Consider the following 26248-nt stretch of genomic DNA (forward strand, 5'->3'; position numbering starts at 1 on the left):
GGTCACGTTTCCGTTTCATTTCAACGTATTGTCGGTGACAGCGCAGGCCGGTGGCCATGGGCGCCCAGTCCCGCCGACGGTGCCCTTGCGGTAACGGGAGGCGCGAGATCGGCGTGCTCGGCGTCGGTCGCGGCGGGGGGCCGGCGCCTCGTTCCTTCGCAGCCCCCGACGAAGTGTCGAGAACCTCCGCGACGGGATTCGACCTACTTGCAGCGGAAGGCGAACCGTGGTCGATGGTTCGAAACGTCAGCACGAGCCGGAGATCGCGCCATGTCGTCGGTCGAGACCACCCCGCAACCGAGCCTCTACGACCGCTTCGGCGGCGAAGAGGGCATTCGGCGTTTCACCCGGCGCTTCTACGAGGTGATGGAGAGCGATCCGCAGGCGGCGGCGGCGCGGGCGATCCATCCCGAGAGCCTCGCCGACAGCGAGCAGAAGTTCTTCGAGTTCCTCTCCGGCTGGCTCGGCGGGCCGCAGCTCTTCGTCGAGAAGCGCGGCGCGCCGATGCTGCGCGCCCGGCATCTGACCTCGCCGATCGGCGAGGACGAGATCAAGGGCTGGATGCTGTGCTTCCGCACCGCGCTCGCCGACACGGTCGCCGATCCCGACACGCGCGCCGCCATCCTGCCGCAGATCGAGATGCTCGCCCTCCACATGCGCAACCGCGGCTGAGGCCGCGGGTCCCGATCGGAGACCCGCGCGTCATTCGGTGGAACCGAGTTCGACGCCGTGCGCGATGCTCCGAGACGGCGTTCCGCGAACACCTCCTCGGCATGAGGCGTCTGTTTTCGCAGAGGAAATCTCCAACGCCTCATCCTGAGGAGCGCCGCAGGCGCGTCTCGAAGGATCGCGCACGGACGTCGATCCGGGCCCTTTGCGAACTTGCGCGGAGGTCCCGATCGGGGAGAGGCCTTTCCCGGTCGGTCGACGCCGCGTGTGTCCCCTCCAGACGAGAACGCCGCCCGCTCGGGATCTCCGAGGGGCGGCGTCTTCGTTTGCGTGGGGCGTCGATCAGGGCGCCTTGAAGAAGTCCTTGGCGGTCGCGGTGACCTTGTCTTCCTGCGAGACGATGCGGAAGACGACGTCGTCGGACGTGCCCTTGATCTTGTCGCCGGGGACGACCACCGCGGCGCGGACTTCGCGCGTGGTGTCGGCGCCGACGTGGATCAGCGGCAGGCCGCCGACGTTCTGGTCGATGCCGACCACCTCGAGACGCGTGCCTTCCGGCGCGCCCTCGACGGCGAGGGTGAAGTTGCGCTCGTGGCCGATGCGGTTGAGGAGGCGCACGGTGTAGCCGTTGCGCACCGAACCGTCCGAATTGGTCACGTAGAGCGGATTGCGGTCGTGCAGCACGTTCACGCCGGCATTGCCGCGCATGATGAACGTGTAGGACATGAAGCCGAGCACGCCGGAGATCAGCACCGCGTAGAGGACCGTGCGCGCCCGGACGATCTTGTAGATCGGCGGCAGGCCCTCCTTGCGGCGGTCGAAGTTGATCGGCGTGTCGTAGGCGACGAGGCCGGTCGGACGACCGAGCTTCTCCATGATCGAGGTGCAGGCATCGATGCACAGGCCGCACTGGATGCAGGAGAGCTGCGAGCCCATACGGATGTCGGTGCCGGTCGGGCAGACCGCGACGCACTGGTAGCAGTCGACGCAATCGCCCACCGGCTCACCGGCGGCGGCGAGCTTCTTGCCTTCCTTGACCGAGGCGCGCGGTTCGCCGCGGTCGGCCCGGTAGGTGACGTTCAGCGCATATTCGTCGGTCATCGCCGCCTGAATGCGCGGCCACGGGCAGACGTAGATGCAGGTCTGCTCACGCATCCAGCCGGCGAAGAACCAGGTGGTGAAGGTCAGGATGCCGATCCACAGATAGGCGATGAAGGGCGCCTGTCCGGTGAAGATCTGCTTCAGAAGCGTCGGCGCGTCGGCGAAATAGAGCACCCAGGCACCGCCGGTCGCCGCGGCGATCACGCCCCAGGCGAGCATCTTGAGGATCTTCTTGCCGAAATAGGTGCCGTTCTTCGGGCCTTCGTCGAGCTTGATGCGATCGCGGCGGTCGCCTTCGATCAGGCGCTCGACGGCGAGGAAGAGGTCGGTCCACACCGTCTGCCAGCACAGGTAGCCGCACCACACGCGCCCGCCGATCGAGGTCATCAGGAACAGCGTGAAGGCGGCGGTGATCAAGAGGCCGGTGAAGTAGTAGACTTCCTGGGGCCAGATCTCGATGAAGAAGAAGTAGAAACGCCGGCCGGGCAGGTCGGCGAGCACCGCCTGGTTCGGCAGGCCGGGGCCGCGTTCCCAGCGGATGAAGGGCATGACGTAGTAGATGCCGAGCAGAACCACCAGGATCGCCCACTTGACCTTCCGGACGGTGCCTTCGACGGCGGCCGGATAGACCTTGATGTGCTCCTGATAGTAGCTCTCTTCGAATGCATCCTTCGGCGGTGCGGGCTTCGCGAAGCCGGGACCCTTGGCCATCGAGATCGTCTCCGAACGTTTCGTGCCCCCGCGGAGCGGGGTGGTCGGGCGGACAGTGCAGGTTCGAACGATTCCGAGCCATGCGCCAGATCAAATATGTTGGACATAAAATCCAACTTTGACCGCGACACAAGTCACACCTTCGGCCGGGGCCTGCGACAGATGGGCCCGCGGGTGACGGGGGCGGTGGGGCCGAGGTGGTGCGGCGGTGGGGGTGCTCGTCTCCCCTTCGTGGAACCTTTGCGTCGGTCCGGAGAGGCGCGGATCGACGTCCGTGCGCGATCCTTCGCGACGCGCCTGCGGCGCTCCTCAGGATGAGGCTCTCCGGATTTCCCATGCAAAACAAGCGCCTCGTGCCGAGGAGGCGTTCGGAGAACGCCGTCTCGAAGCATCGCGCACGGCATCCGGTTCGGTTCCACCGACATGCGCAGAGGTTTCCATCGTGGGAAATGACGGCCCGCGGGGCCGGATGAGGGGCGGGCGCGAGCCCGTGGGATTCCCGAGCGCGAGAGGTGTCGTGGCGCGCCGCGATACCCCTCTTCCGCCCATCCGGCGCCTTCTCCCGCAGGGGGAGAAGTAAGGTTCCCGCCGCGCTCTTGCCGGAATGCAACGCTGCACCGCGTCGTCGTCGCGGCTCGCCGATCCGGGGTTCATTCCGGCGGCGAAGGCGGCTAGGGTCGCCCCATGGCGAAGTTGCTTCGCCGGCACGGGGCGCGCTCGCCGATGAACGACAGGCCGGACGACGGACCGATCCAGACGACGTGGAAGGCGCGGCTGCGCAATCACTTCGTCACCGGTCTCGTGGTGGTCGGGCCGCTGGCGATCACCGTCTATCTGGCGCGCGGCTTCCTCGACTGGGTCGATGCCTCGGTCAAGCCGCTGATCCCCTCGACCTGGAACCCCGACACCCATCTGCCCTTCGCCGTGCCCGGCTTCGGGCTGCTGGTGGCGATGATCGGCATCACCCTTCTGGGCGCGCTGACCGCCTCGCTGCTCGGTCGCACGCTGCTCTCCTACGGCGAGGATCTCGTCGGCCGGCTCCCCTTCGTGCGGCCGGTCTATCGGACGCTGAAGCAGATCTTCCAGACCTTCGTCTCCTCGCGCGACCAGTCGTTCCGCGAGGTCGGGCTGATCGAATGGCCGCGCGCCGGCGTGTGGTCGCTGGTCTTCGTCTCCGGCCCGGCGAAGGGCGAGGTCGCCGAGCGGCTCTCGGCCGAGCGGCCGGAGGTCGGCATCGACGACTGGCTCACCGTCTTCATCCCGACGACGCCCAACCCGACCGGCGGCTACGTCATGTTCCTGCCGAAGACGCAAGTGCGGATCCTCGCCATGAGCGTCGAGGACGGCGCAAAACTGGTGATCTCCGGCGGCATCGTCACGCCCGAGCGGGCGGTTCCGGCTCGGGAGGTCGGGTCGGCGGTTCCGGTACCGGCGGCGGAGCCGCCTGGCGATCCTGCATGATCTCGATCTGCATCTGCTGGATCTCGGCGAGCCGCTGCCACTGGTGCTGCAGGATGTGGTCGAGCTTCTCGTGGAGATGGCGGATTTCGAGCTCGGCCTTGAGGTTGACCCGATAGTCGCTCTCCGAGCGCATGCGATCCTTCGCCTCCTGCCGCTTCTGGCTCATCATGATGATCGGCGCCTGGACGGCGGCGAGGCAGGAGAGCACGAGGTTCAGCAGGATGTAGGGGTAGGGGTCGAAGGCGCGGGCGGAGAGCGCGACGTTGAGGCCCATCCACACCACCATCGACGCGCCGAACAGGGCGATGAAGGTCCACGACCCGCCGAACGAGGCGACGACGTCGGCCATGCGCTGGCCCACCGTCCGCACTTCGGCGAATTCGGCCGCGACGTCGGAGGAGATCGTGTCGGCGCGGGCGATCGAGGCCGCAACCTGCGCCTCGAGCTCGTTCAGTTCGCCGTGTTCGGCCGTCAGCATGTCGCGGATGTAGCGATCGCGGCGCTCGGCGACGGCGGCGCGCGACAGCAGGGCATCGTGCGCGAGGCCGGGGCGCTCCCGCAGCAGCGTGTCGGCGAGGCCGGGGGTGAGCGAGAAGAAGGGCACCAGATCGGACCGCGGCAGGACGGCGTCGGTGAGGGCGCAGGTCGCGAAGGCCGCGGGATCTTCGGCAGGGGTACGCTCGGTCATGGTGGGCCTCCTCGGCGTCACCCTGCCTCGACGAGGCGAATGCCGCGGTCCTGATCGAAGAGATGGAGCAGCACCCGCAGGGCTTCACCCCGAGGCGAACGCAGGGCTGGGTCGCGGGAAAGAATCAGCCGGGCGTCGTCGCGCGCCGCCTCGAGCAGGTCGCCGTGGCGGTCGAGCCGGGCGATGCGGAAGCCGGGCAGGCCGGACTGGCGGGTGCCGAGCACGTCGCCGCCGCCTCTGAGCTTCAGGTCCTCCTCGGCGATGACGAAGCCGTCGTCGGTCGAGCGCATGATCTCCAGCCGTGCCTTGGCGGTCTCGCCGAGCGGTCCCTTGTAGACGAGGAGGCAGGACGAGGCCTCGCTGCCACGCCCGACCCGTCCGCGCAGCTGGTGGAGCTGGGCGAGGCCGAAGCGCTCGGCGTGTTCGATCACCATGATGGTGGCATCGGGCACGTCGACGCCGACCTCGACCACCGTCGTCGCCACCAGGAGCCGCGTGTCGCCCTCCTTGAAGGCGCGCATGGCGGCGTCCTTCTCGTCGGCCTTCATCCGGCCGTGGACGAGGCCGACGACCGGACCGAGGGCGCGGGTCAGATCCTCGAAGCGCTCGGAGGCGGCGGCGAGGTCGGAGACCTCGCTCTCCTCCACCAGCGGGCAGATCCAATAGATCTTCTGGCCGTTGGCGATGGCGCGGCCGAGACTCTCGACGATCTCGCCCATGCGCTCCGACGAGGCGAGGCGGGTGGCGATCGGCTGGCGGCCGGCGGGCTTCTCCATCAGGCGCGACACGTCGAGATCGCCGAAGAAGCTCATCATCAGCGTGCGCGGGATCGGCGTCGCCGTCATCACCAGGAGATCGGTCGAGCGGCCCTTGGAGGTCAGCGCCAGGCGTTGGTGGACGCCGAAACGGTGCTGTTCGTCGACGACCGCCAGCGCCAGATCGGCGAATTCGACCGGCCCCTGGAAGAGTGCATGGGTGCCGATCAGCACGTCGATCGTTCCCGCGGCGAGCCCTTCGAGGATCGCCTCGCGTTCCTTGCCCTTCTCGCGCGCCGTCAGGATCGCCCAGCGGATGCCGGCGGCCTCCGCCAGGGGGGCGAGCGAGCGGGCATGCTGGCGGGCGAGCAGATCGGTCGGCGCCATGATCGCGGCCTGACCGCCGGTCTCCACCGCCATCGCCGCCGCCATCACCGCGACCAGTGTCTTGCCGGCGCCGACGTCGCCCTGCAGAAGGCGCAGCATGCGGTCGGGCCGGGCGAGATCGGCGCGGATGTCGGCGATCGCCGCCTCCTGCGCGCCGGTCGGCTCGAAGGGCAGGGCGTCGCGGATCCTGTCGGTGAGGGTGCCGGTGGCGATGCGCGGTTCCTTCGGCAGACGGCGGGCATCGGCGCGCACCAGCGCCAAGGTCAGTTGTTGCGCGAGGAGCTCGTCATAGGCGAGCCGATCGCGCGCCGGCGAGGGCGCCTCGTCGTCGATCGCGCCTTCGGGGTGGTGCAGGGCCGTCAGTGCCGATCGGAAGTCGGGGAAGCGTTGCTTCGCCAGCCAGTCGGGATCCTGCCATTCCGGCAGATGGGCCAAGCGTTCGAAGGCATGGGCGACCTGTTTGGCGATCTGGCGCGACGAGATGCCTTCGGTCTGCGGATAGACCGGCTCGACCAGCGGCAGCGTCGCGAATTCGGCTTCGGTCGCGACGATGTCGGGGTGGACCATCTGCGGCGAGCGGTTGAACCACTCGATCCGCCCGGAGACCCAGCGCTTCTCGCCCTCGGGAAAGAGCTTCGCCAGCCAGTCGGCGCGCGGCGAGAAATAGACGATCGTCATGTCGCCGGTGTCGTCGAAGGCGACGATCTTGTAGGGCGCGCGACTGCCGCGCGGCGGCGGTCGGTGCTGGGCGACGGTGACGAGGATGGAGGCGATCTCGCCGTCCGGCGCCTCGCCGATCTTCGGCGTCCTGCGGCGATCGATCACCGAGACCGGCAGATGGAACAGGAGATCGAGAACCCGCGCCTCGCCGCCGGCGACGTCGGCACCGACCAGCCGGTTCCACAGCGGCGCCGTCTTCGGCCCGATGCCGGGAAGGCCCTTCAGGCCGGCGAAGAGGGGCGTCAGGATCTCGGGGCGCATGGAGCCTCGGGTGCGGTCGCGGTGGATTCTCGATATGTTCTAGCAGGAAGGGCGAACGGAGGGGAGGGGGCGGGGCGAGGGAGCGATGCGGCCCCGCCTCCCACGCGCGACCGCGTCAGCTCTGGTCGACGATCTCTGCGATCAGCCCGTTCTCGACACGGAACGACGAGGTGCCGGCGAAGTCGAGCGCCTGGCCGGCCTTCCAGCCGTTGGGGAGATCCTGCGCCACGGTCGCGGCATAGGCGATCTCGACCAGCGTCCGATCGGCCACGGTGATCGCGTGCACGACGGTCTGGCAGCGCTCCGAGAACGCCGTCGCGCCGAAGGCGGCGAGGTCGGCGAAGGCCGCCTTGCCCGCGGTCTCGGCCGTCACCTCGTCGCCGGAGAGGTTGCGGAAGACGACGTCGTCGCTCAGGCAGGCGAGCATGCCGGCGACGTCCTTGCGATTGTAGGCGTCGATGTAGGCGCGGATCGGGGCGGGCAGGTCGGACATCGGATCGGTTCCGGTGGGTCTGGGTTCTCCAGTCTCCGTCCCGTCGGCGACGGTGCCGTGACGTGGTGCGGCGCCGAGGACGTCCTGCATGTCGTAGGCGCCGGGCGCGCGGCCCACGACCCAGCGGGCGGCCGCCAGCGCGCCACGGGCGAACATGCCGCGATCCCTGGCGGAATGCGACAGCGTCACCACCTCGTCTTCGGCGGCGAAGACGACGGAGTGCTCGCCGATCACGCCGCCGCCGCGCAAGACGGCGAAGCCGATCGCGCCGACGGGCCTCTCGCCACCGATGCCGTCGCGACCGCGTCGCTCGACCGAGGCGAGGGGGACGCTCCGTCCTTCCGCCGCGGCCTCGCCGAGCATCAGGGCGGTGCCGGACGGCGCATCGATCTTGTTTCGATGGTGCATTTCGACGACTTCGATGTCCCACGCCTCGGGCGGCAGGGCGTGCGCCGCGCCGGCGACGAGGGACATCAGCATGTTCACGCCGATCGAGAAATTGCCGGAGCGCACGATCGGGATCACGCGGGCAGCCGCGTCGATGCGGGCGATCTCGTCGGCTTCGAAGCCGGTCGCGCCGATCACCAGCGCCGGCCCGCCACGCGCGGCGCAGATCTCGGCGAGGTCCGCGGCGGCGGCGCCGGTCGTGAAGTCGAGGACGACGTCGGCGGTTTCGAGCGCCGTCGCGCGATCGATCAACCCGTCGTCCGCCTTCCCGTCACGGCCGAAGCCGCCGAGGAAGGCCACATCCGGCTCCTTCGCCAGAACCTCGGCGAGCGTGCGGCCCATGCGGCCGCGAAGGCCGGCGACGGCGATCCTGACGGGTGGCTTCAAGGGACGGTCCTCGACGTGTGATCCGCTCCGCGCGACACGGCGCACGCGGGGCCCGATGGAGGGTTTCGCGGGACGGTCGCATGCGGCGGCGCTGCTGTCGATCGGTGCGACGGCAGCGCGCCTCCCTCACCGCCAGCGTCCGCCGCCCGATCCTCCCGAGCCGCCGCCGGTCGGCCATTTCGACTTGTTGCGGTTCTTCAGGCTGTCGAGGCTCGGATAGCGGCCCATCTTCTTCTGCGGCGGGGGCGGGGGAGGCGGGGTCGGCTCGAGCCGCAGCTTCTTGGGTTCGGCCGCTTCCACCATGCCCGCCGACAGGGTGATCGGACCCTCGTCCTTGCGCTCGGCGATCTTGACCAGCTGGGTCAGCACGACCGCGGCACCGCGCAGGCGATCGGCCGGCTCCGGCCAGTCGCGGGTGAGCACGATCTTCTGGTCGGGGCGGATCTTCGCCATCGAGCCCTGCTCGGCGATGAAGCGGACGAGACCGGCCGGGTTGGCGAAGGAGCCGTCGCGGAAGGAGACGACGACGCCCTTGGGGCCGGCCTCGATCTTCTCGACGTTCGCCCGGCGGCACAGCGCCTTGACCCAGACGATCTTGAGGAGCTGCTCGACCTCCTCCGGCATCGGGCCGAAGCGGTCGATCATCTCGGCGCCGAAGGCCTCGATCTCCTCGAGGGTCTGAAGGTCCGACAGGCGCTTGTAGAGGCCGAGGCGCAGCGCCAGATCGGCGACGTAGTCCTCGGGGATCAGGACCGGCGTGCCGACGGTGATCTGCGGCGACCACTTCTCCTCCGGCATCGCCTCGTCGCCCGACTTCAGCGCCGCGACGGCCTCCTCCAGCATGTGCTGGTAGAGTTCGTAGCCGATCTCCTTGATGTGGCCGGACTGCTCCTCGCCGATCAGATTGCCGGCGCCGCGCAGGTCGAGGTCGTGGGAGGCGAGCTGGAAGCCGGCGCCGAGGTTTTCCAGCGACTGGAGGACCTTGAGCCGCTTCTCGGCCTGGGTCGTCAGCTTCTTCTCCGCCGGGGTGGTGAAGAGGGCGTAGGCGCGGACCTTCGACCGGCCGACGCGGCCGCGCAGCTGGTAGAGCTGGGCGAGGCCGAACATGTCGGCGCGGTGGACGATCAGCGTGTTGGCGGTCGGGATGTCGAGGCCCGATTCCACGATCGTGGTGGAGAGCAGCACGTCGTACTTGCCCTCGTAGAAGGCGTTCATGACGTCTTCCAGCTCGGTCGCCGGCATCTGGCCGTGGGCGACGCAGACCTTGACCTCCGGCACGACCTTTTCCAGGAACTCGCGCCGCTCGGCGAGGTCGGAGAGGCGGGGGCAGACGTAGAAGCTCTGGCCGCCGCGCCAGTGTTCGCGCATCAGGGCGTCGCGCACCACGAGGGCGTCGAAAGGCGAGACGAAGGTGCGGACCGCCATGCGGTCGACCGGCGGCGTGGCGATGATCGAGAGTTCGCGCACGCCGGTCAGCGCCAGCTGCAGCGTACGCGGGATCGGCGTGGCGGACAGGGTCAGGACGTGGACGTCGGCCTTCAGCTCCTTCAGCCGCTCCTTGTGCTTGACGCCGAAGTGCTGCTCCTCGTCGATGATGAGGAGGCCGAGATCCTTGAACTCGATGCCCTTGGCGAGCAGCGCGTGGGTGCCGACGACGATGTCGAGCGTACCGTCGGCCAGCTCCTTGCGGGTCGCCACCATGTCCTTGTGCGAGACGAGGCGCGAGGCCTGGGCGACGCGCACCGGCAGGCCCTTGAAACGGTCGGCGAAGGTCCGGTAGTGCTGGCGCGACAGCAGCGTGGTCGGCACCACGACCGCCACCTGACGGCCGGCGGTGGCGACCGCGAAGGCGGCGCGCAGCGCGACTTCGGTCTTGCCGAAGCCGACGTCGCCGCACACCAGGCGGTCCATCGGGCGGCCGGCGGCGAGATCGTCGAAGACGCTCTCGATCGAGGCGAGCTGGTCGTCGGTCTCCTCCCAGGGGAAACGGGCGCGGAACTCGTCGTAGAGGCCTTCCGGCACGGTGTGGCGCGGGGCGGTCTTGAGGAGGCGCTGCGCGGCGGTCTTGATCAGCTGATCGGCGATCTCGCGGATCCGCTTCTTCATCCGCGCCTTGCGCACACCCCAGGCGACGCCGCCGAGCTTGTCGAGCTGGGCGTCGCTCTCGTCGGTGCCGTAGCGGGTCAGGAGCTCGATGTTCTCGACCGGCAGATAGAGTTTGTCGCCGCCCTGATAGACGAGTTCGAGGCAGTCGTGCGGGGCGCCGGCCGCCGTGATGGTCTTCAGGCCGGTGAAGCGGCCGATGCCGTGATCGACGTGGACGACGAGATCGCCCTCGGCGAGGCCGGCGACCTCGGTCAGGAAGTCCGAGCCCTTGGGCTTGCGCTTCTTCGCCCGGATCAGGCGCTCGCCGAGAATGTCCTGCTCGGCGACGACCGCCAGATCCTCGATCTCGAAGCCCTGTTCGAGGCCGAGGACGGCGAGGCCGATCTCGCCCTTTTCCAGCAGGCCCGCCTCGGGGAAGGTCTCGATGCGCCTGGTGCGGCCGAGGCCGTGGTCCTCGAGCACCTGGCGCAGGCGATCGAGCGCGCCTTCCGACCAGCCGGCGACGACGACCTTGCGGTTGCCCCCGCGCAGTTCGGAGAGATGGGCGATCGCCGCGTCGAAGACGTTGACGCCTTCGGCCGCTCGTTCGGCGGCGAAGGATCGGCCCTGCCGGCCTTCGCAGTCGACGACGTCGAGCCGGTCGCCGGGCAGGGCGAAGGGGGTGAGGCGGGTGGTCTGGGCATCGACCAGCCGGGCCGTCCATTCCTCCGCCGTCAGGTTGAGGAGGGCGGGCTCGAGCGGCTTGTAGGGAACGGAGCCCGACTGGGCCTCCTCCATCGCCTCGCGGCGGGCGGCGTAGTGATCGGCGACGTCGGCGATGCGCTCCTTCAATCCGTCTTCGACGTGATCGTCGAGGACGACGCGGGCACCGTCGCAATAGTCGAAGACGGTCTCGAGCCGGTCGTGGAAGAGCGGCAGCCAGTGCTCCATGCCGGCGTAGCGGCGGCCCTCGGAGACGGCGGAATAGAGCGCGTCGTCGCGCATCGCGGCGCCGAAGGTCGCGAGATAGTTGCGGCGGAAGCGCGAGACGACGTCGGGCGTCAGCGTCACTTCCGACATCGGCACCCATTCCAGCCGCTTCAGCTGGCCGGTGGTGCGCTGGGTCTCGGGATCGAAACGGCGGATCTGCTCGATCTCGTCGCCGAAGAAGTCGAGACGGACGGGCGTCTCCGAGCCCGGCGCGAAGAGATCGAGGATGCCGCCCCGCGTCGCGTATTCGCCGGTGTCGCGCACCGTCGAGGTGCGCTCGAAACCGTTCGATTCCAGCCACTCGACCAGCTTCTTCATGTCGGCGCGACCGCCGGCCTGGGCGGCGAAGGTCTCCTTCGCCACGCTGTCGCGGGTGGGCAGGCGCTGGGCGGCGGCGTTGACCGTGGTCAGCACCACGATCGGCTTCTTGCGCTCGCGGGGGCTGGCCAGATGCGACAGCGTCGTCATGCGGCGGGCGACGACGACCGGATTGGGCGAGACGCGGTCGTAGGGCCGGCAGTCCCACGAGGGCAGCGCCAGGACGTGGACGTCGGGGGCGAAGAAGGCGAGCGCCGCCTCGAGCCGCTGCATCCGCACGCCGTCGCGGCAGATCACCAGGAGGCTCGCCCGCCCGTCGCGGGCGCCGGCATCGCGGGCGAGATCGCCGATCACGAGGCCCTCGGCGCCGTCGGGGACGCGCGACAGGGTGACGTGGATGCGGGTGCGGAAGAGACCCTGGAGCTTCTTCAAGACGGCATGTCCCGGTGATCGGCTCGCGGCCGGCGGAAAACGGAAAACGCCCGCGAGGGACTTTTCATGCCCGCGCAGGTGCCCGTCTCTTGAACAGGATTCCGAGGCCTGCCGCCAGCGAAATCGGCGTGAACGGGCGGGATCGCGAGCATCGCACCACGCGCGGCGATTGCCGGGCCGCCCGGCGAGGCGCATCATCGAGGACCCTCGGGAGATCGCGCCATGACCCGTCTCGCACGCCCGTTCGCCGTCGCGCTCGCAGCCCTCGTCGCACCCGTCATTCTCGCCGGCTCGGCCGTGGCGGTGGAGCACAAGCCCTACACGCCGCTCGCCGCGACCGTCGGCAAGCCGTTGAAGGCGCTGCCCGATCTCACCGCGGCCGCGGAGGCCGTCCGTGCGGCGGCCGCCGCCGGCGATCGCGACGCGGTCTATGCCGGCATCGCCGACGACGTGATCTTCGTCGAAACCGGTATCACCCCGACGGTGCCGCGCAAGGCGGAGAAGCGCAGCTTCGACGGCGCCGAAGCGGCGCTCGAGGCGATCGGCCGGGCCTTCACCGAAGGCGAGCCGGTCGGCCCCGGCGGCGGGCCGCTCGATCTGAAGGATGCCCGCATCGCCACGGCGCTCACCCGCATCGCCGAGGATCTGAAGGCGCCGCGCTGGGCCTCCGACCCGCTGGTGCCGGGCGGTCATTGCACCCGGGCCGGTGCACGCTGGGATGCGGCGGCGGCGACGAAGGCGAAGTTCGAGACCCAAGCCGTCTTCGTGCTCGAGCCGACCGACGCGCGGGCGTCGCCGTCGGCGGGCGCGAAACCCGTGGCGCGGCTCGCGCCCTCGAAGCTCTATGTCGACGGCGGTGCCGGCGAGGGCGGTTGGAACCGCGTGACGTTGCCCGACGGCAAGACCGGCTGGGTCGCACCGGGCCGGGCGCTGCCGGCGCAAGCGTGGGGCTTCTGCTTCCTGCCCAACGTCGAGGGCGGGTGGCTCCTCGCCGCGGTCGTCTCGGCCCTGAACTGATCCCGTCGCGGGATGGGGCCGTCAGCCGCCGTTGGCGTCGGTGAAGGCCTTCATCGCCCGCCACACCGGCTTGTCGTGGATCGGGTCGACCGGCTCGGTGCCGACCACCCAGGCGAAGAGCTCGCGGTCGGAGACGTCGAGCAGGTGCTCGAAGTCGGCGAGATCGGCGTCGGACATCGTCGCCAGATGCGCATCGGCGAAGCGGCCCATGACGAAGTCCATCTCCTTGGTGCCGCGATGCCAGGCGCGGAACAACGCCTTCTTGCGCCGCGGTTCGAGGCCGTCGCTGGTGATGGTGCTCATGGGGATCTCCTTCGGCCCGATCGGCGCGGGCGGTTCTGCCCATGCTCTAGCGACCGACGCGGCGCTTGTCACCGCGTTCGTCCGTCGTAGTCGGGTGGGGAAGGGGGCTCGCCCGGATGGTCGAGGGCGCGATGCGCTCGTCTCGACGGGGCGCGCGGCAGGCGCCTCGATCGATCGCGACGTCCGGGCGACGGGCGATCGTGGGATCACGTCCTTCAGACGAAGGAGATCGGCAGCGGAGGTCCGCGCAGCGTGCCGTGGCGCAGCGCCGGGCGGCGATCGAGGATCGCCTCGGCGACGACGGCGGCCGGAGGGGTCGCGCGGGCGGCGAGCGGCAGGTCGTCCACGACAGGGGCGGTCGGGGCGACACCGTTGCTCGCGATCGCGGCGAGGGAGCAGAGCACGCAGTCGTTGGCGCGGTCTGCCGGGAAGCCCTGTGGGCCGGTGGCATCGAGGGGGCTGGTCTCTCTGCCGCCGCACAGGGCGAGAAGACCGAGCGCGGCATCCGAGGCGACCATACCGGACGCCCGTGCCGCGACCGCGCCGAGGTGATCGGTCGACAGCACCACCTGGAACAGGATGAGCGCGATCGCCGCGAAGCCGCCGGGGCGGCTCCTGCGCATCGTCTCGAAGATCCCGTCCGTCCGGTGGTTCATCGCCGCCCTTCGTCGCGCATGCGCTCGATCCGGCCGGCCGGTGAGGGGGGGAATTCACCGACGGGCCGCGCATCCTACGATGCGGTGGGCGTGGTGGAAAGGCGTCGCCCGGGGGCCCCGGAAACATCCGGATGCCGCCACGTCGGGGGTGCACGGAGCCGGGTACCATATGCACGCAATACGGCAACAACCGAATATGGACAACCGAATTGCAGAGTGTCTCACTGGACGTGCCGCGCACGCATGGCGCGCGCCGGGCCGGGGAGAGTGGCCATGAGTGTGGACGAGAAGATCGCAGCGCTCGCGCAGAGGATTTCCAAGCTCAGGGATTCGGTCGAGACCGAAGAGGCGACCAAGAATGCCTTCATCATGCCGTTCATCGGCGCACTCGGGTACGACGTCTTCGATCCGAACGTCGTGATCCCCGAGTTCACCGCCGACGTCGGGGTGAAGAAGGGCGAGAAGGTCGACTACGCCATCAAACGAAACGGCGAGATCGCCATCCTGGTGGAGTGCAAGCCCTGCCGCTCGGCGCTGTCGGACGCGCACACGTCGCAACTCTACCGCTACTTCTCGGTCACGGCGGCGCGGTTCGCGGTGCTCACCAACGGCATCGTCTACTGGTTCTATTCCGATCTCGACGAGCCCAACAAGATGGACGCCAAGCCGTTCTTCGAGTTCGACATGGCCAATTTCCGGCCGGCGCAGATCGAGGAGCTCTCCAAGTTCTGCAACGAGAACTTCGACGTCGACTCGATCCTCGTCACCGCCAGCGATCTGAAATATCGGTCGCAGCTGATGAAGGAGTTCGCCGCCGAGCTCGAGAAGCCCTGCGACGAGCTGTGCCGGATGCTGGTCGGCCGCGTCTACGACGGCAAGCTGACGACGAACGTCATGGGCAAGTTCTCGCCGCTGGTCGAACGCGCCATCCGCGACACGATCCGCGAACTGGTGAACCAGAAGCTCTCGTCGGCGATCGACGACACCGCGCCGTCGCCGCTGCCGAGTGCCGGCGAGGGGGCGAAGGATGCCGGCGCGACGACGACGGAGATGATGGCCCCGGTCGACGACGTCGTCACCACGGCGGAGGAACTCGACGGATTCAACATCGTGCGGGCGATCGTGCGCGAGGTGATCCCGGTCGACCGCGTCTTCATGCGCGACGCCAAGAGCTACTGCGGCATCCTGATCGACGACAACAATCGCAAACCGCTCTGCCGGTTGCATTTCAATCGCAGCGTCAAGTTCATCGGCCTGTTCGATGCCGAGAAGAACGAGGAACGCGTCGACATCGAACGGCTCGAGGACATCTTCCTGCACGCCGCGCGTCTGAAGGAGACGGCGCTGCGCTACTGAGAGCCGGTCTCCGAGCCCTTCGCCTCGACCCACAGCGCTTCCATCTCGTCGAGGGTCGCGTCAGACGGTGTGCGGCCGGTTTCGGCGAGGCGGGCCTCGATGTGGGCGAAGCGGCGGCGGAACTTGTCGTTGGTGCCGCGCAGGGCGGTCTCCGGGTCGATCGAAAGGTGGCGGCCGAGATTGGCGACGGCGAAGAGCACGTCGCCGAGCTCGTCGGCCTGACGGGCGGGGACCGGGGAGGGGGTGTCGATCTCGGCTTCGATCTCGTCGAGTTCCTCGCGGATCTTGGCGATCACCGCCTTCGGATCGTTCCAGTCGAAGCCGACCGTGCCGGCCTTCTCCTGCAGCTTCACCGCGCGGGAGAGCGCCGGGAGCCCCAGGGCGACGCCGTCGAGCAGGCCCTTCGGCGGCTCGACGCGGCCCTCCGCCGCGAGGCGGGCGGCACGCGCCGCCTTCTCCTCGGCCTTGATGCGGGCCCAGGCGTCCTGCGCGACGGCGACCTCGCGGGTGTCGAGCGTGCCGAAGACGTGGGGGTGGCGGCGGATCATCTTGGCGGTGATCGCCTCGACCACCGAGCCGAAGTCGAAGCTGCCTTCCTCCTCGCCCATGCGGGCGTGGAAGACGACCTGCAGCAGCAGATCGCCCAGCTCGTCGCAGATGTCGTGCCGGTCGCCGCGGCCGATCGCCTCGGCCACCTCGTAGGCCTCCTCGATCGTGTAGGGGGCGATGGTCGCGAAGGTCTGTTCGAGATCCCAGGGGCAGCCGGTGCCGGGCGTGCGCAGCCGCGCCATGATCTCGACGAGACGGGCGATGTCGCGGGACGGGGTCATCGGCGGTTCCTCGGGCCAGCTCGGCCCAGAGGCCGCGATTCGGCCGCAGGATAGCAGAGGCGGCACGCCTTGCCGGGGGAGACCGGGGCAGGGCGGCCATGCTATGGGAAGCCCATGCCGCCCTTCATCCCCGTCACCCGCTCCTTCGCCATCGATGCCGACGAGATCGTCGAGAACTTCGTGCGCGCCTCGGGGCCGGGCGGGCAGAACGTCAACAAGGTGGCGACGGCGGTCGACCTGCGTTTCGACGTGGCCAACTCGCCGAACCTGCCGGAGCGGGTGCGCGAGCGCCTGCCGGCGATCGCCGGACGGCGGCTGACCAACGACGGCGTCGTCGTCATCCGCGCCGATCGCTTCCGCACCCAGGAGCAGAACCGCGCCGACGCGCTGGAGCGGCTGCTCGCCATGCTGCGCGAGGCCGCATTGCCGCCACCGCCGCCGCGCAAGGCGACGAAGCCGACGCTCGGGTCGAAGATCCGCCGGCTCGAGGGCAAGAAGAAGCGCGGCGCGGTGAAGAGCCTGCGGCAGGGGCGCCCGTCGGTCGACTGACGGGGAAGGGCGCCCGCGCCCTCCGATCCAACGCCCTTCAGATCAGGCCGGCGGCGATGTTGATCGTCAGCGCCAGCACGGTGGCGTTGAAGAAGAAGGCGAGTGTGGCGTGCGCCGTGCCGATGCGGCGCTGGGCCTTGGAGGTGAACTCGACGTCGGCCGTCTGACCCGAGGTGCCGATCGAAACCGATACATAGAGGAAATCCCAATAATCCGGAGCATCTTCTCCGGGAATCCTCATGCACTGTGGCAAGCCGGAATCGACCGCGATCGCCCACGAATGGGCATAGTGGACGGCGAAGGAGGTCTGGATGAAGGTCCAGGCCGAGACGACCGTCAGCGCGGCGAGCGCGACGTGGCCGGCCTTGGCGAGGCCGGTGAGTTCCTTGACCACGGCGAGTTCCAGCACGATGGCGAGCAGGCTCGCGGAAGCGGCGAGGGCCGAGATCGCCAGGATGACGAGCGCGGTCTCGTCGAGCCTGCGGGCGCGGCTCAGCGTGCGCTCGGCATTCGACGTCGCCATCATGTGAAATATCAGTAAGAGATGCAGTCCGACGCCGACGTTCCAGGCGACCAGCAGAATGGTCGGCCATTGCCAGGAGACGAGGAGGGCCAGCACGGCGGCGACGATTGCGCCGATCGCCGCCGAGACGGTCATGCGCGGGCGGACCAGCGAGCCGGCGAGCCGGCGGGCGAGCGTGTTCGACATGCGCGACCTCGCGACGATTCGGTTCGTCGCAGTGTGCCTCAAGCGGCGGCGGCGGGCGAATGGCGGTGGCGGTACGAGGGGCCGTCACGGCCGGGTGGTCGTGACGCGCCGAACGGGCCGTTGGCTCTGCGGAGCGATCGACCCGCGCAGGCTCGATCATCCGATGAGACGGGAGCAGTTCGGACCGGGGAGAGACCGTCCGTCCTTGCCGTCCCGCCCATGTCCGTGATTCGCATAAGACGGATTATGGAACATAAAAGATGGCGTGGGATCCGGAAAAGGCGCAAGAAACGGTGATTCTCACCCTGTGCGGGTTCGGTGATTCTCACCCTACGCGGTTCGGCTTCGCTCCCTCGATACGTCGTCGTGCCCATGCGCCAGGATACGCGATGCCGTTCCCCCATGCAGCGCCGAGCGTGAACCATGCGGCCGGCGTCGCTCCGTCGTCGCTCTCGGATGCCGCGCTTCGTCGCATCCCGGCGATTTCCCGCGCCCGGTGATTGCGGCGGATCGCATGGCGAGCGACGATCCTCCGGGCGTCGACGGGCTTTCGTCCGCGGCGCCGGAGGCTTCGTCATGTCGCTTCGCCAGCTCTTCCTGTCGTCCGCCGTCGTCGTCGCACTCGCCGCGAGCCCGGACCTCGCCGCGGCGCAATCCGCGCCGGCCCCAGCCGAGCCCGCGCGCGCCGGCGAATTCGTCGGGCTCGAGTACAATTCGGCGTCCGACTTCCACGTCGGTCGCGGCATCGAGTACCGCGCCGGCGTCTGTCTCGCCGACTGTGCCTTCGCCTACGAGAAATGGCGCGTCGGCGGCCGCGACCTCCTGGTGCTGAACCGCGGTGTCTCGCACGACGACAAGGGCAATGCGGTGTGGCGGGTGATCGACGCGATCGTCCTGCCGCAGAGCGACGGCATGGAGACGGGCGCCTGCCGGCTCGCCGGCGAGAAGCGCGACTTCGTCGCCTTCGGCAAGATGCTCCACGACAAGAAGCGGCAGGTTTTCCGCCTGTCGCCGGTCACGCAGGCCTTCGCCTTCGATCTCGCCGCCGGCCGGATCGTCGCCCTTCCGACCCGCGGGATCGAGTGCACCGAGGAAGAGATCGACTGAACCGCCCTCTCCGCTCGTGACATTTCACGCCGGGACGACGAACTCCAGTCCGTCGAAGGCCGGCTCGACGCCGGCCGGCAGGCGTGCCTTCAGCACCTCGTAGTCGAGTTCGTTGTGCAGATGGGTCAGCACGGCGCGCTTCGGCTTCTTGCGCTCGATCCAGCCGAGCGCCTCGTCGACGCTGAGATGGCTCGGGTGCGAGCGCGTCCGGAGCGCGTCGAGGATCCACAGATCGAGCCTGTGCAGGTGCGGCAGGCTCTCCGGCGGGAAATCGCTGACGTCGGTCGAATAGGCGACGTCGCCGAAGCGCAGGCCGAGGCTCTCGGTGTCGCCGTGGATCTGGCGGAACGGCGTCACCACGATGGCGCCGCCCTCCCCCTGGATCGACACCGCATGGCCGGCGACCAGCCGATGCTCCTCGAGGATCGGCGGATAGGCCGAGCCGGGCGGCGAGCGGAAACAGTAGTCGAAGGCCTCGTGCAGCCGCTTCGACGTCCGCTCGTCGGCCCAGACGTCGACCAGACGGCGGCCGTGGAGATAGAGCGCGCGCAGATCGTCGATGCCGTGGACGTGGTCGGCATGGGCATGGGTGAAGATCACGCCGTCGACCTGGCCGACGCCGGCATCGAGCATCTGTTCGCGCAGGTCCGGCCCGGCGTCGACCAGCACGCGGGTGATCTTGCCGGCCGCGTCGGTGCGGGTGACCAGCAGGCTGGCGCGGCGACGACGGTTCTTCGGGTTCTTCGGGTCGCAGGCGCCCCAGTCGTTGCCGATGCGCGGATTGCCCGGCGACGAGGCGCAGCCCAGAATCCGGAAGCTCATGGTCGCCGACATGGGGATCCCCCTGGAATTTCAGTGCGTCGCCTCGTTCAGGCGGGCGACGTTTCCCTTGGTACCTTCGAAAACAGGCGATGGAAATTGGCCGTGGTGATGGCTGCGATGTCCTCGACGGACTTGCCCTTCACCGCGGCCAGTACCTTCGCCGTCTCGGCGACGTGCGCCGGCTCGCAGCGCTTGCCGCGGTGCGGCAGCGGCGCGAGATAGGGCGCGTCGGTCTCGAGCAGCAGGCGGTCGAGCGGCACGTCGGCGGCGACCGCCCTCACCTCCTCGGCCTTCTTGAAGGTCAGGATGCCGGAGAACGACACGTAGCCGCCGAGCGCCAGCGAACGGCGGGCGAGATCGGGGCCCGAGGAGAAGCAGTGGAGGAGATGGGGGAAGGCCCCGGCCTCCGTCTCTTCCTCCAGGATCCGCGCCATGTCGTCGTCGGCCTCGCGCGAGTGGATCACCAGCGGCAGGCCGGTCGTCCGCGCCGCGGCGATGTGCATGCGGAAGCCCACCTCCTGCAGGTCGCGGGGGGCGAGGTCGTAGTGGTAGTCGAGCCCGGCCTCGCCGATCGCCACGCATTTCGGGTGGGCGGCGAGGCGCAGGATCTCGTCGAGCGTCACGTCGGCCTCTTCGGCCGCGTTGTGACAATGGGTGCCGACCGAGCAGAAGATCTGCTCGTGCGCCTCGGCGATGGCGCGCACCTGCGGGAACTTCCGCACCCGCGTCGAGATCGTCACCATCTTGGCGACGCCCGCCGCCTTCGCCCGCGCCAGGATCCCGTCCATGTCGCCGGCGAAGTCGGGGAAGTCGAGATGGCAGTGGCTGTCGACGAGGATCGGCGCCGTCATGGCCTCACGCCCCCTTGGCCGGGGCGTCCGCCGTCGGCTCGACCCACTTGGGGAAGACCGGGGTCGGCGCCGGCAGCGCGAGGCCGGCCGCCAGACGCTTCGTCACCGCGGCGAAGTTGCGGTCTTCCGGCGCCTGGGCGAGCGCGTCGAGGAGCTTGCCGGCGGCGGTCGGGACGACCGGCTGGGCGAGCAGCGCGACGATGCGGATGACCTCGGCCGTCACCCACAGGACGGTCTCCATGCGCGCGGGATCGGTCTTCTTCAGCGACCAGGGGGCGGCGGCGGTGAACCAGCGGTTGGCATCGGCCACCACGGCCCAGATCGCCTCGAGGCTCTTGTGGATCTCCTGGCGGTCGTAGGCGGCGCGCGAGGTCTCGAGCAGCGCGTCGGCAGACGCCAGCATCGCCGCGTCCTCCGGGGCGAGCGGGCCGGGCGTCGGCACCTTGCCGTCGCAGTTCTTGGCGATCATCGACAGCGAGCGCTGGGCGAGATTGCCGAGATCGTTGGCGAGGTCGGCGTTCATGCGGCCGACGATCGCCTCGTGGCTGTAGGAGCCGTCCTGACCGAAGGGCACTTCGCGCAGGAAGAAGTAGCGCACCGCCTCGGTGCCGTAGTCTTCGGCCAGCGTGAAGGGGTCGACGACGTTGCCCGTCGACTTCGACATCTTCTCGCCCTTGTTGAAGATGAAGCCGTGGGCGAAGACCCGCTTGGGCAGCGGCAGACCGGCCGACATGAGGAAGGCCGGCCAATAGACCGCGTGGAAGCGGACGATGTCCTTGCCGATCACGTGGAGATCGGCGGGCCACCACTTCTTGTACTCGGCACTGTCTTCCTTGGGGAAGCCGGCGCCGGTGATGTAGTTGGTCAGCGCGTCGACCCAGACATACATCACGTGGCCGGGCGAATTCGGCACCGGGATGCCCCAGTCGAAGGTGGTGCGGCTCATCGAGAGGTCCTCGAGACCGCCCTTCACGAAGCTGATCACCTCGTTCTTGCGGCTGTCGGGACCGATGAAGTCGGGGTTCGCCTCGTAATGGGCGAGGAGGCGCTCCTGGAAGGCGGAGAGGCGGAAGAACCAGCTCTCCTCCTCGTTCCACTCGACCGGCGTGCCGGTGGGCGTGGCGCGGCGGACGCCGTCCTCGCCGACTTCGGTCTCGGCCTCGGTGTAGTAGGCCTCGTCGCGGACCGAGTACCATCCGCCGTACTTGGCCATGTAGAGGTCGCCGGCCTTCTCCATCCGGCGCCAGATCTCCTGCACCGAGGCGTGGTGATCGGCATCGGTGGTGCGGATGAAGCGGTCGTAGGAGACGTCGAGCGTCGCGTCCATCGCCTTGAACACGGCGACGTTGCGATCGACCAGCTGGCGGGGCGTCAGGCCCTCCTTCGCCGCGGTCTGATGCATCTTCAGGCCGTGCTCGTCGGTGCCGGTCAGGAAGAAGACGTCGAAGCCGTCGAGCCGCTTGAAGCGGGCGAGCGCATCGGTGGCGATCTTCTCGTAGGCGTGGCCGACGTGGGGCCGGCCGTTGGGATAGTCGATCGCCGTGGTGATGAAATACTTGGGCGCGGTCATCGGTGTTCCTTGGAGCGCGGAGGGCGATCGGCGTCCGATCGCACGCGCCTGTTTCGCGGATGTGGCCGGAGGGCCGGAAATCCTCGTCGTCACCGAGGCATACTCAATTCCGCGCCGCCTCGGCAAGGGCTCGCAGCGCGGCGAGGACGGCCGCCTTGCGATCGAGGTTGAGCGCCTCGGAACGGGCGAAGATCTCGCCGATCTCGCGATGGGCCTGCGCGGCGGCGGCCGCAGCCGCGATGCCGCGGGTGGCGAGCGCCTTCTCGGCCGCGTCGCGGGCGACGTCGCCGATGAAGTCGACGGCGATGTCGAAGGCATCCTCCGAGCCCCTGACAGCCACCTTGTCGGCGAAGGCATGGGCGGCGGCGGGGTCGAGATCGGGCGCACGGGCGACGATGGCGTCGAGCGCGCGCCGCAAGGCGACGCCGTCGGCGGCGACGAGTGCCGCGGCACGACGCAGCGAGCCGTCGGCGAGTTCGGCGGCGGCGGCGAAATGGGACGGATCGCCGTCGATGCCGATCGCCGTCAGCCCGTCGGCGACGGCATGCGGGCTGAGCGGCGCCAGATCGAGCCGACGGCAGCGCGAGCGGATGGTCGCCATCAGCCGACCCGGTGTGTGGGAGATCACCAGGAAGAGCGAGCGCGGCGGCGGCTCCTCCAGGATCTTGAGGAGCGCGTTGGCGGCCGAGGCGTTCATCTCGTCGGCCGAATCGACGATGGCGATGCGCCAGCCGCCGGCACCCGCGGTCGAGCCGAAGAAGGACACCGTGCGGCGGATCTCGTCGACCGGCAGCTCGGTCTTGAAGCGCTTGGCCTTCTCGTCCCAGGGACGGCGAAGATGCAGGAGATCGCCATGGGCGCCGACGGCGATGCGGCGGGCGACCGGGTGGTCCTCGGCGACCGCGAGGTCGCGTGCGGCCATGACCTGCGGCGCGCGCGGATCGGGATTGGCGAGGACGAAGCGGGCAAAGCGGAAGGCGAGCGTCGCCTTGCCGATGCCCTTCGGTCCGCCGAGGATCCAGGCATGGTGGATGCGGCCGGAGCGATAGGCGTCGAGCAGCGTCGCCTCCGCCTGACCCTGGCCGAAGAGGTCCGCCCGCTCGCGCGGCAGGGCGACGCCGTCGATGGCGTCGACTTCCGGAGCTCCGTCCTGGGCGACCGGTGCGCGCGCCATGCTCAGCCCTCCCCGCCCGGTGGACCGAGGCGATCGACGACCGCCTGCCAGATGGCGCTGGCGACGGCCGGCGGCACGTCGGTGGCGTCGACCACGACGAAACGGGCGGGCTCGGCCCGCGCCAGCTCGAGGAAGGCCCTGCGGCGTCCTTCGTGGATCTCGACGCCCTCGCGCTCGAAACGGTCGGCGGCGGCATTGCCGCGTCGCGCGCCGGCGCGCGCCAGACCGATCTCGGCCGGCACGTCGAGCAGGATGGTCAGATCGGGGCGGACGTCGTCGACGGCGACGTCCTCGAGCAGACGCAGGATCTCCGGCTTCACGCCGGCGCCGCCCTGATAGACGCGCGAGGAATCGTAGAAGCGGTCGCACAGCACCCAGGCGCCGTCGCGCAGCGCCGGGCGGATGGTACGGTCGACGTGGTCGGCGCGGGCGGCGGCGAAGAGACAGGCCTCGGCGACGGGACCGAAGACTTCGCCGGCACCGCCGAGCAGCACGTGGCGGACGCATTCCGCCCCCGGCGAGCCGCCGGGCTCGCGGGTCTGCACCACCTCGACCCCGCGACCGCGCAGGCGCTCGGCGAGCGTCGTGATCTGGCTCGACTTGCCGGCCCCCTCCCCGCCCTCGAACGTGACGAAGCGCCCGCGCGCGAGGGGCACGCGGGTCGGATCGTCGCGACGGGTGCGGACGGAAGGCGTCATCGCCGCAGCAGTCCGATCAGGAGTTCGCGGGTGCCGTCGAGGGCGCGTCGCCCGATGCCGCCGAGCGGCACGGCCTCCGTCGCCACCACCGGGAACTCGGTCAGCGGCCGGTCCTCGATGGTGAAGACCAGACGGCCGATCGCCTGACCGGGTTCGATCGGCGCCTTGATCGGGCCGGTGTAGATCACTTTGGCGCGGACCTGCTCGCGCGAGCCGCGCGGCACCAGGATGTCGACGTTGTTCTTGGCGGCGACATGCACCGCGGTCTGCTCGCCGCCGAAGACGGTGGCCTGGCCGATGACCTCGCCGGCGGTGTAGATCCGGGCGGTCTCGAAGGAGCGGAAGCCCCATTCGAGCAGCTTGCGGGCATCCTCGCCGCGGTCCTTCTCGGTCGGCGCGCCGCCGATGACGACGATCAGCCGCTGGCCGTTCTGCACCGCCGAGCCGACCAGATTGTAGCCGACTTCCTTGAGGTATCCGGTCTTCATGCCGTCGGTGCCCGGCACCGTGGCGAAGAGCGGATTGCGGTTGAGCTGGCGGATCTTGTTGTAGGTGAACTCGCGCTCGGCCCAGATCCTGTAGACGTCGGGGTGCTCGAAGATCAGGTGGCGGGAGAGCTTGGCCAGATCCTGCGCGGTCGTGACGTTGTCGGCGCCGGGCAGGCCGGACGGATTGCCGAACTTCGTCCCCGTCATGCCGAGATCGGCGGCGCGGCGGTTCATCAGCTCGGCGAAGGCGGCCTCGGAACCGGCGATGCCCTCGGCGATGGCGATGGCGCCGTCGTTGGCCGAGAGAATCATCGTGCCGCGGAAGAGATCGGCGATCTTCACCTTGGAATTGACGGGGGCGAACATCGTCGAGGTGTGCGACGGCGCGCCGCCGGTGCGCCAGGCGTGTTCCGACATGGTGAACTCGCCGTCGAGCGACAGGCGGCCCTGCTTCAGCTCCTCGGCGGCGACCGCGACGGTCATCATCTTGGTGAGGCTGGCGGGCGCGAAGGGCTTCGCCGGGTTCTTCACCCACAGCGTCGCGCCGGTCGCGGCGTCGGCGAGCAGTGCGACGTCGGCCTTGACCTCGAGTGCATCGGACCTGGCGGCGGGACCGCCCTTGCCCGGCGCCGGGGCATTGGGCTTGCCGGCGGCGACGAAGGCGAGGCACAGCAGCGCTGCGGCGACGCGCACGACCGTCGGCCGTGCCGATCCGGTCATTCCGGCGATACTCACGCGCATGGCCACCCTCTTCTCCGTCGGCGGCGTCGTACCGCACCACGTCCATGTCCTGCCCGACGAATCGGGCAAAGTATGGAACGACGCGGGGGCCGAACCAACCGCGTGAGCGGACGGGCTGCCCCTCGGACGGCGGCGCCTCGCCTCAGTCGACGAGATCCGACATCGCGTCGCCGGCGCCGAAGCGGGCGAAGGTCGCGGCAGCATGATGCGAGGCGGCGTGCCGTTCGGCGGCGAAGGACGAGCGCGCGTCGACGCCGGCGGGGCCGACCTGCCAGCCCGGCGGGGTGGCGGGCGCGGAGACCGGCACCAGCGCCATCGGGGCACCGGAGGCGCCGGGCATCTCGGCCTCGATCACTTCCGCCACCGTGGTGGCCGGCTTCGGCATCGCCGCGATCATCTCGCGCGACTTGCCGACGCCGACGCCGGCGAGTTCGAAGGCGGTCGGGTCGGAGGTGCCGACCAGCGCGCGCGCCGACGACGGCAGGCTCGGACGGGCGGGCGCCAGCACGTTGGCCGGGGTGACCGGCGCGGTCGGCGAGGCGGAGGCGAGCTGCGTGCCGCCCTGCGGCAGCGCGTTGCGGCGCGGGCCGACGCCGAGATCGGCGGCGGCGACCAGCGTGCGGTCGTCCGGGCCGGGGCCGATGCCGGGGCCGCGCAGCGAGGCCATCAGCGTCTTCTGGTCGGAGCCGGCGAGACCGGCCTTGCCGACATACTGGACGCGAATCTTGGAGACGCCGCGGCCCTTGATGTCGAGCAGCTCGGCGGTCTTCTCGGAGAGATCGATGATGCGGCCGCGGGCGAAGGGGCCGCGATCGTTGATGCGGACGATGATCGAGCGGCCGGTCGCCAGCGACGTGACGCGGGCATAGGACGGCAGCGGCATGGTGCGATGAGCGGCGGTGATCGCAGTCCGGTCGACGACTTCGCCGTTCGAGGTGCGGGTGCCGTGGTGGTAGGCGCCGCCGTACCACGAGGCCATGCCGACCTCGTCGAGATGGGGATCTTCGCGCGGAACGTAGGTCTGGCCGCCGATCGAATAGGCCTTGCCGACCTGATAGCGGCCGCCGCCCGGCTTGACCGGGTCGTTGGGGCCGACGACGCGCTCGAGCGGTTCGGCACCGGCGAGACGATTGGGCTGGATCGCGGAACAGCCGGCGAGCGAGACCGCCGACACCGCCACCAACGCGCCCCAGACCCCTGCACGCGAGAACGCGCGCCGCCGAGCCGCACCGGAATTCGCCATGCCATTTCTCCCTGCCGCCATGCGGCTCGTCCCGCGAGGCCGACCGCAGCCGGCTCCACGGGATTCGATCATCGTCACACGCGGTTACTCCCTGGTGAATGTATAGGGTAAACGAATGGTTTGGAAAAGTCGGTGGCTTTGCGGGGGCGCGGCGGCGCGTTTCCGCGGCGCGGGCGTCTTCGCGCCGGGCGAACTCGGCTTCGACCTCGCTGGCCGGAGCATCGCCGCG

The 26248-nt window shown here is 69.6% G+C and carries 22 protein-coding genes and 1 pseudogene; 6 read left to right on the top strand and 17 right to left on the bottom strand.

What is annotated here, in order from left to right:
* Positions 1–270 precede the first annotated feature (270 nt).
* Complete coding sequence (locus ACT541_RS10880; protein WP_476136747.1) at positions 271–672, top strand: group II truncated hemoglobin; 402 nt, start codon at positions 271–273, stop codon at positions 670–672.
* 339 nt (positions 673–1011) lie between these two features.
* Here ACT541_RS10880 and ccoG read toward each other — a convergent pair whose 3' ends face one another.
* On the bottom strand, positions 1012–2481 hold the full coding sequence (ccoG, locus tag ACT541_RS10885; RefSeq protein WP_476136749.1) for a cytochrome c oxidase accessory protein CcoG: 1470 nt from the start codon (positions 2479–2481) through the stop codon (positions 1012–1014).
* Between the two features lie 723 nt (positions 2482–3204).
* Between ccoG and ACT541_RS10890 the strand changes: the two genes are divergently transcribed.
* Positions 3205–3942, top strand: coding sequence for a DUF502 domain-containing protein (locus ACT541_RS10890; protein WP_476136751.1), 738 nt, complete (start codon positions 3205–3207; stop codon positions 3940–3942).
* Here ACT541_RS10890 and ACT541_RS10895 read toward each other — a convergent pair.
* The 5 genes and pseudogenes from ACT541_RS10895 to mfd form a co-directional block, all read right to left on the bottom strand.
* The gene (locus ACT541_RS10895; RefSeq protein ID WP_476136753.1) at positions 3857–4630 is read right to left on the bottom strand and encodes a DUF1003 domain-containing protein; all 774 of its coding nucleotides are present in this window, start codon (positions 4628–4630) and stop codon (positions 3857–3859) included. The two genes, ACT541_RS10890 and ACT541_RS10895, sit on opposite strands and share 86 nt — an antisense overlap.
* A 17-nt stretch (positions 4631–4647) precedes the next feature.
* Positions 4648–6753: an ATP-dependent DNA helicase RecG gene (recG, locus tag ACT541_RS10900; protein WP_476136754.1), complete on the bottom strand. Its 2106-nt coding sequence runs from the start codon at positions 6751–6753 to the stop codon at positions 4648–4650.
* A 115-nt stretch (positions 6754–6868) separates the two neighbouring features.
* Positions 6869–7336: a nuclear transport factor 2 family protein gene (locus tag ACT541_RS10905; RefSeq protein WP_476137521.1), complete on the bottom strand. Its 468-nt coding sequence runs from the start codon at positions 7334–7336 to the stop codon at positions 6869–6871.
* A pseudogene (dapB, locus tag ACT541_RS10910) lies at positions 7313–8080 on the bottom strand (4-hydroxy-tetrahydrodipicolinate reductase); the annotation flags it as partial. The pseudogene dapB and the gene ACT541_RS10905, both read right to left, overlap by 24 nt.
* A gap of 126 nt (positions 8081–8206) precedes the next feature.
* Positions 8207–11905: a transcription-repair coupling factor gene (gene mfd, locus ACT541_RS10915; protein WP_476136756.1), complete on the bottom strand. Its 3699-nt coding sequence runs from the start codon at positions 11903–11905 to the stop codon at positions 8207–8209.
* Positions 11906–12127: 222 nt separating this feature from the next.
* Between mfd and ACT541_RS10920 the strand changes: the two genes are divergently transcribed.
* Positions 12128–12922, top strand: a complete 795-nt coding sequence (locus ACT541_RS10920; protein WP_476136758.1) for an SH3 domain-containing protein — start codon at positions 12128–12130, stop codon at positions 12920–12922.
* A 21-nt stretch (positions 12923–12943) separates the two neighbouring features.
* Here ACT541_RS10920 and ACT541_RS10925 read toward each other — a convergent pair whose 3' ends face one another.
* Positions 12944–13225 (bottom strand): FAD assembly factor SdhE, encoded by a 282-nt coding sequence (locus tag ACT541_RS10925; protein ID WP_476136760.1) that lies wholly within the window; start codon positions 13223–13225, stop codon positions 12944–12946.
* A 215-nt stretch (positions 13226–13440) separates the two neighbouring features.
* Positions 13441–13881: a hypothetical protein gene (locus ACT541_RS10930; RefSeq protein WP_476136761.1), complete on the bottom strand. Its 441-nt coding sequence runs from the start codon at positions 13879–13881 to the stop codon at positions 13441–13443.
* Between the two features lie 273 nt (positions 13882–14154).
* Here ACT541_RS10930 and ACT541_RS10935 point away from each other — a divergent pair, with 273 nt between their 5' ends.
* Positions 14155–15237 (top strand): type I restriction endonuclease, encoded by a 1083-nt coding sequence (locus ACT541_RS10935; RefSeq protein WP_476136763.1) that lies wholly within the window; start codon positions 14155–14157, stop codon positions 15235–15237.
* On the opposite strand, the gene mazG is transcribed toward ACT541_RS10935, so the two are convergent.
* Positions 15231–16067, bottom strand: a complete 837-nt coding sequence (gene mazG / locus ACT541_RS10940; protein WP_476136765.1) for a nucleoside triphosphate pyrophosphohydrolase — start codon at positions 16065–16067, stop codon at positions 15231–15233. The genes ACT541_RS10935 and mazG overlap by 7 nt on opposite strands.
* Before the next feature lie 114 nt (positions 16068–16181).
* Here mazG and arfB point away from each other — a divergent pair, with 114 nt between their 5' ends.
* Complete coding sequence (arfB, locus tag ACT541_RS10945) at positions 16182–16616, top strand: alternative ribosome rescue aminoacyl-tRNA hydrolase ArfB (RefSeq protein WP_476136766.1); 435 nt, start codon at positions 16182–16184, stop codon at positions 16614–16616.
* A 37-nt stretch (positions 16617–16653) separates the two neighbouring features.
* On the opposite strand, the gene ACT541_RS10950 is transcribed toward arfB, so the two are convergent.
* A complete protein-coding gene (locus ACT541_RS10950) occupies positions 16654–17325 on the bottom strand; it encodes a DUF1345 domain-containing protein (RefSeq protein WP_476136768.1) in 672 nt (223 codons plus the stop codon).
* Positions 17326–17901: 576 nt separating this feature from the next.
* On the opposite strand from ACT541_RS10950, the gene ACT541_RS10955 reads away from it, so the two are divergent.
* On the top strand, positions 17902–18432 hold the full coding sequence (locus ACT541_RS10955) for a hypothetical protein (RefSeq protein ID WP_476136770.1): 531 nt from the start codon (positions 17902–17904) through the stop codon (positions 18430–18432).
* A 24-nt stretch (positions 18433–18456) separates the two neighbouring features.
* Here the strand turns inward: ACT541_RS10955 and ACT541_RS10960 are convergent, their stop codons facing one another.
* The 7 genes from ACT541_RS10960 to ACT541_RS10990 form a co-directional block, all read right to left on the bottom strand.
* On the bottom strand, positions 18457–19266 hold the full coding sequence (locus tag ACT541_RS10960) for an MBL fold metallo-hydrolase (protein ID WP_476136772.1): 810 nt from the start codon (positions 19264–19266) through the stop codon (positions 18457–18459).
* Positions 19267–19301: 35 nt separating this feature from the next.
* Positions 19302–20093, bottom strand: a complete 792-nt coding sequence (locus ACT541_RS10965; RefSeq protein WP_476137522.1) for a TatD family hydrolase — start codon at positions 20091–20093, stop codon at positions 19302–19304.
* Positions 20094–20109: 16 nt separating this feature from the next.
* Positions 20110–21675: a methionine--tRNA ligase gene (metG, locus tag ACT541_RS10970; RefSeq protein WP_476136774.1), complete on the bottom strand. Its 1566-nt coding sequence runs from the start codon at positions 21673–21675 to the stop codon at positions 20110–20112.
* A 103-nt stretch (positions 21676–21778) separates the two neighbouring features.
* On the bottom strand, positions 21779–22849 hold the full coding sequence (locus tag ACT541_RS10975; RefSeq protein ID WP_476136776.1) for a DNA polymerase III subunit delta': 1071 nt from the start codon (positions 22847–22849) through the stop codon (positions 21779–21781).
* A 2-nt stretch (positions 22850–22851) separates the two neighbouring features.
* Complete coding sequence (tmk, locus tag ACT541_RS10980) at positions 22852–23547, bottom strand: dTMP kinase (RefSeq protein WP_476136778.1); 696 nt, start codon at positions 23545–23547, stop codon at positions 22852–22854.
* Positions 23544–24776 (bottom strand): D-alanyl-D-alanine carboxypeptidase family protein, encoded by a 1233-nt coding sequence (locus ACT541_RS10985; protein ID WP_476136779.1) that lies wholly within the window; start codon positions 24774–24776, stop codon positions 23544–23546. The genes tmk and ACT541_RS10985 overlap by 4 nt, the downstream gene beginning before the upstream one ends.
* 142 nt (positions 24777–24918) lie before the next feature.
* A complete protein-coding gene (locus ACT541_RS10990) occupies positions 24919–26019 on the bottom strand; it encodes a septal ring lytic transglycosylase RlpA family protein (protein WP_476136781.1) in 1101 nt (366 codons plus the stop codon).
* Positions 26020–26248 lie beyond the last annotated feature (229 nt).

It is taken from the genome of Pinisolibacter sp. DMC100 (assembly GCF_056313705.1).

Coding starts and splice junctions, on each gene's coding strand:
- ACT541_RS10880 (WP_476136747.1), top strand. CDS start 271: ATGTCGTCGGTCGAGACCACCCCGCAACCGAGCCTCTACGACCGCTTC.
- ccoG (WP_476136749.1), bottom strand. CDS start 2,481: ATGGCCAAGGGTCCCGGCTTCGCGAAGCCCGCACCGCCGAAGGATGCA.
- ACT541_RS10890 (WP_476136751.1), top strand. CDS start 3,205: ATGAACGACAGGCCGGACGACGGACCGATCCAGACGACGTGGAAGGCG.
- ACT541_RS10895 (WP_476136753.1), bottom strand. CDS start 4,630: ATGACCGAGCGTACCCCTGCCGAAGATCCCGCGGCCTTCGCGACCTGC.
- recG (WP_476136754.1), bottom strand. CDS start 6,753: ATGCGCCCCGAGATCCTGACGCCCCTCTTCGCCGGCCTGAAGGGCCTT.
- ACT541_RS10905 (WP_476137521.1), bottom strand. CDS start 7,336: ATGCAGGACGTCCTCGGCGCCGCACCACGTCACGGCACCGTCGCCGAC.
- ACT541_RS10920 (WP_476136758.1), top strand. CDS start 12,128: ATGACCCGTCTCGCACGCCCGTTCGCCGTCGCGCTCGCAGCCCTCGTC.
- ACT541_RS10925 (WP_476136760.1), bottom strand. CDS start 13,225: ATGAGCACCATCACCAGCGACGGCCTCGAACCGCGGCGCAAGAAGGCG.
- ACT541_RS10930 (WP_476136761.1), bottom strand. CDS start 13,881: ATGAACCACCGGACGGACGGGATCTTCGAGACGATGCGCAGGAGCCGC.
- ACT541_RS10935 (WP_476136763.1), top strand. CDS start 14,155: ATGAGTGTGGACGAGAAGATCGCAGCGCTCGCGCAGAGGATTTCCAAG.
- mazG (WP_476136765.1), bottom strand. CDS start 16,067: ATGACCCCGTCCCGCGACATCGCCCGTCTCGTCGAGATCATGGCGCGG.
- arfB (WP_476136766.1), top strand. CDS start 16,182: ATGCCGCCCTTCATCCCCGTCACCCGCTCCTTCGCCATCGATGCCGAC.
- ACT541_RS10950 (WP_476136768.1), bottom strand. CDS start 17,325: ATGTCGAACACGCTCGCCCGCCGGCTCGCCGGCTCGCTGGTCCGCCCG.
- ACT541_RS10955 (WP_476136770.1), top strand. CDS start 17,902: ATGTCGCTTCGCCAGCTCTTCCTGTCGTCCGCCGTCGTCGTCGCACTC.
- ACT541_RS10960 (WP_476136772.1), bottom strand. CDS start 19,266: ATGTCGGCGACCATGAGCTTCCGGATTCTGGGCTGCGCCTCGTCGCCG.
- metG (WP_476136774.1), bottom strand. CDS start 21,675: ATGACCGCGCCCAAGTATTTCATCACCACGGCGATCGACTATCCCAAC.
- ACT541_RS10975 (WP_476136776.1), bottom strand. CDS start 22,849: ATGGCGCGCGCACCGGTCGCCCAGGACGGAGCTCCGGAAGTCGACGCC.
- tmk (WP_476136778.1), bottom strand. CDS start 23,547: ATGACGCCTTCCGTCCGCACCCGTCGCGACGATCCGACCCGCGTGCCC.
- ACT541_RS10985 (WP_476136779.1), bottom strand. CDS start 24,776: ATGCGCGTGAGTATCGCCGGAATGACCGGATCGGCACGGCCGACGGTC.
- ACT541_RS10990 (WP_476136781.1), bottom strand. CDS start 26,019: ATGGCGAATTCCGGTGCGGCTCGGCGGCGCGCGTTCTCGCGTGCAGGG.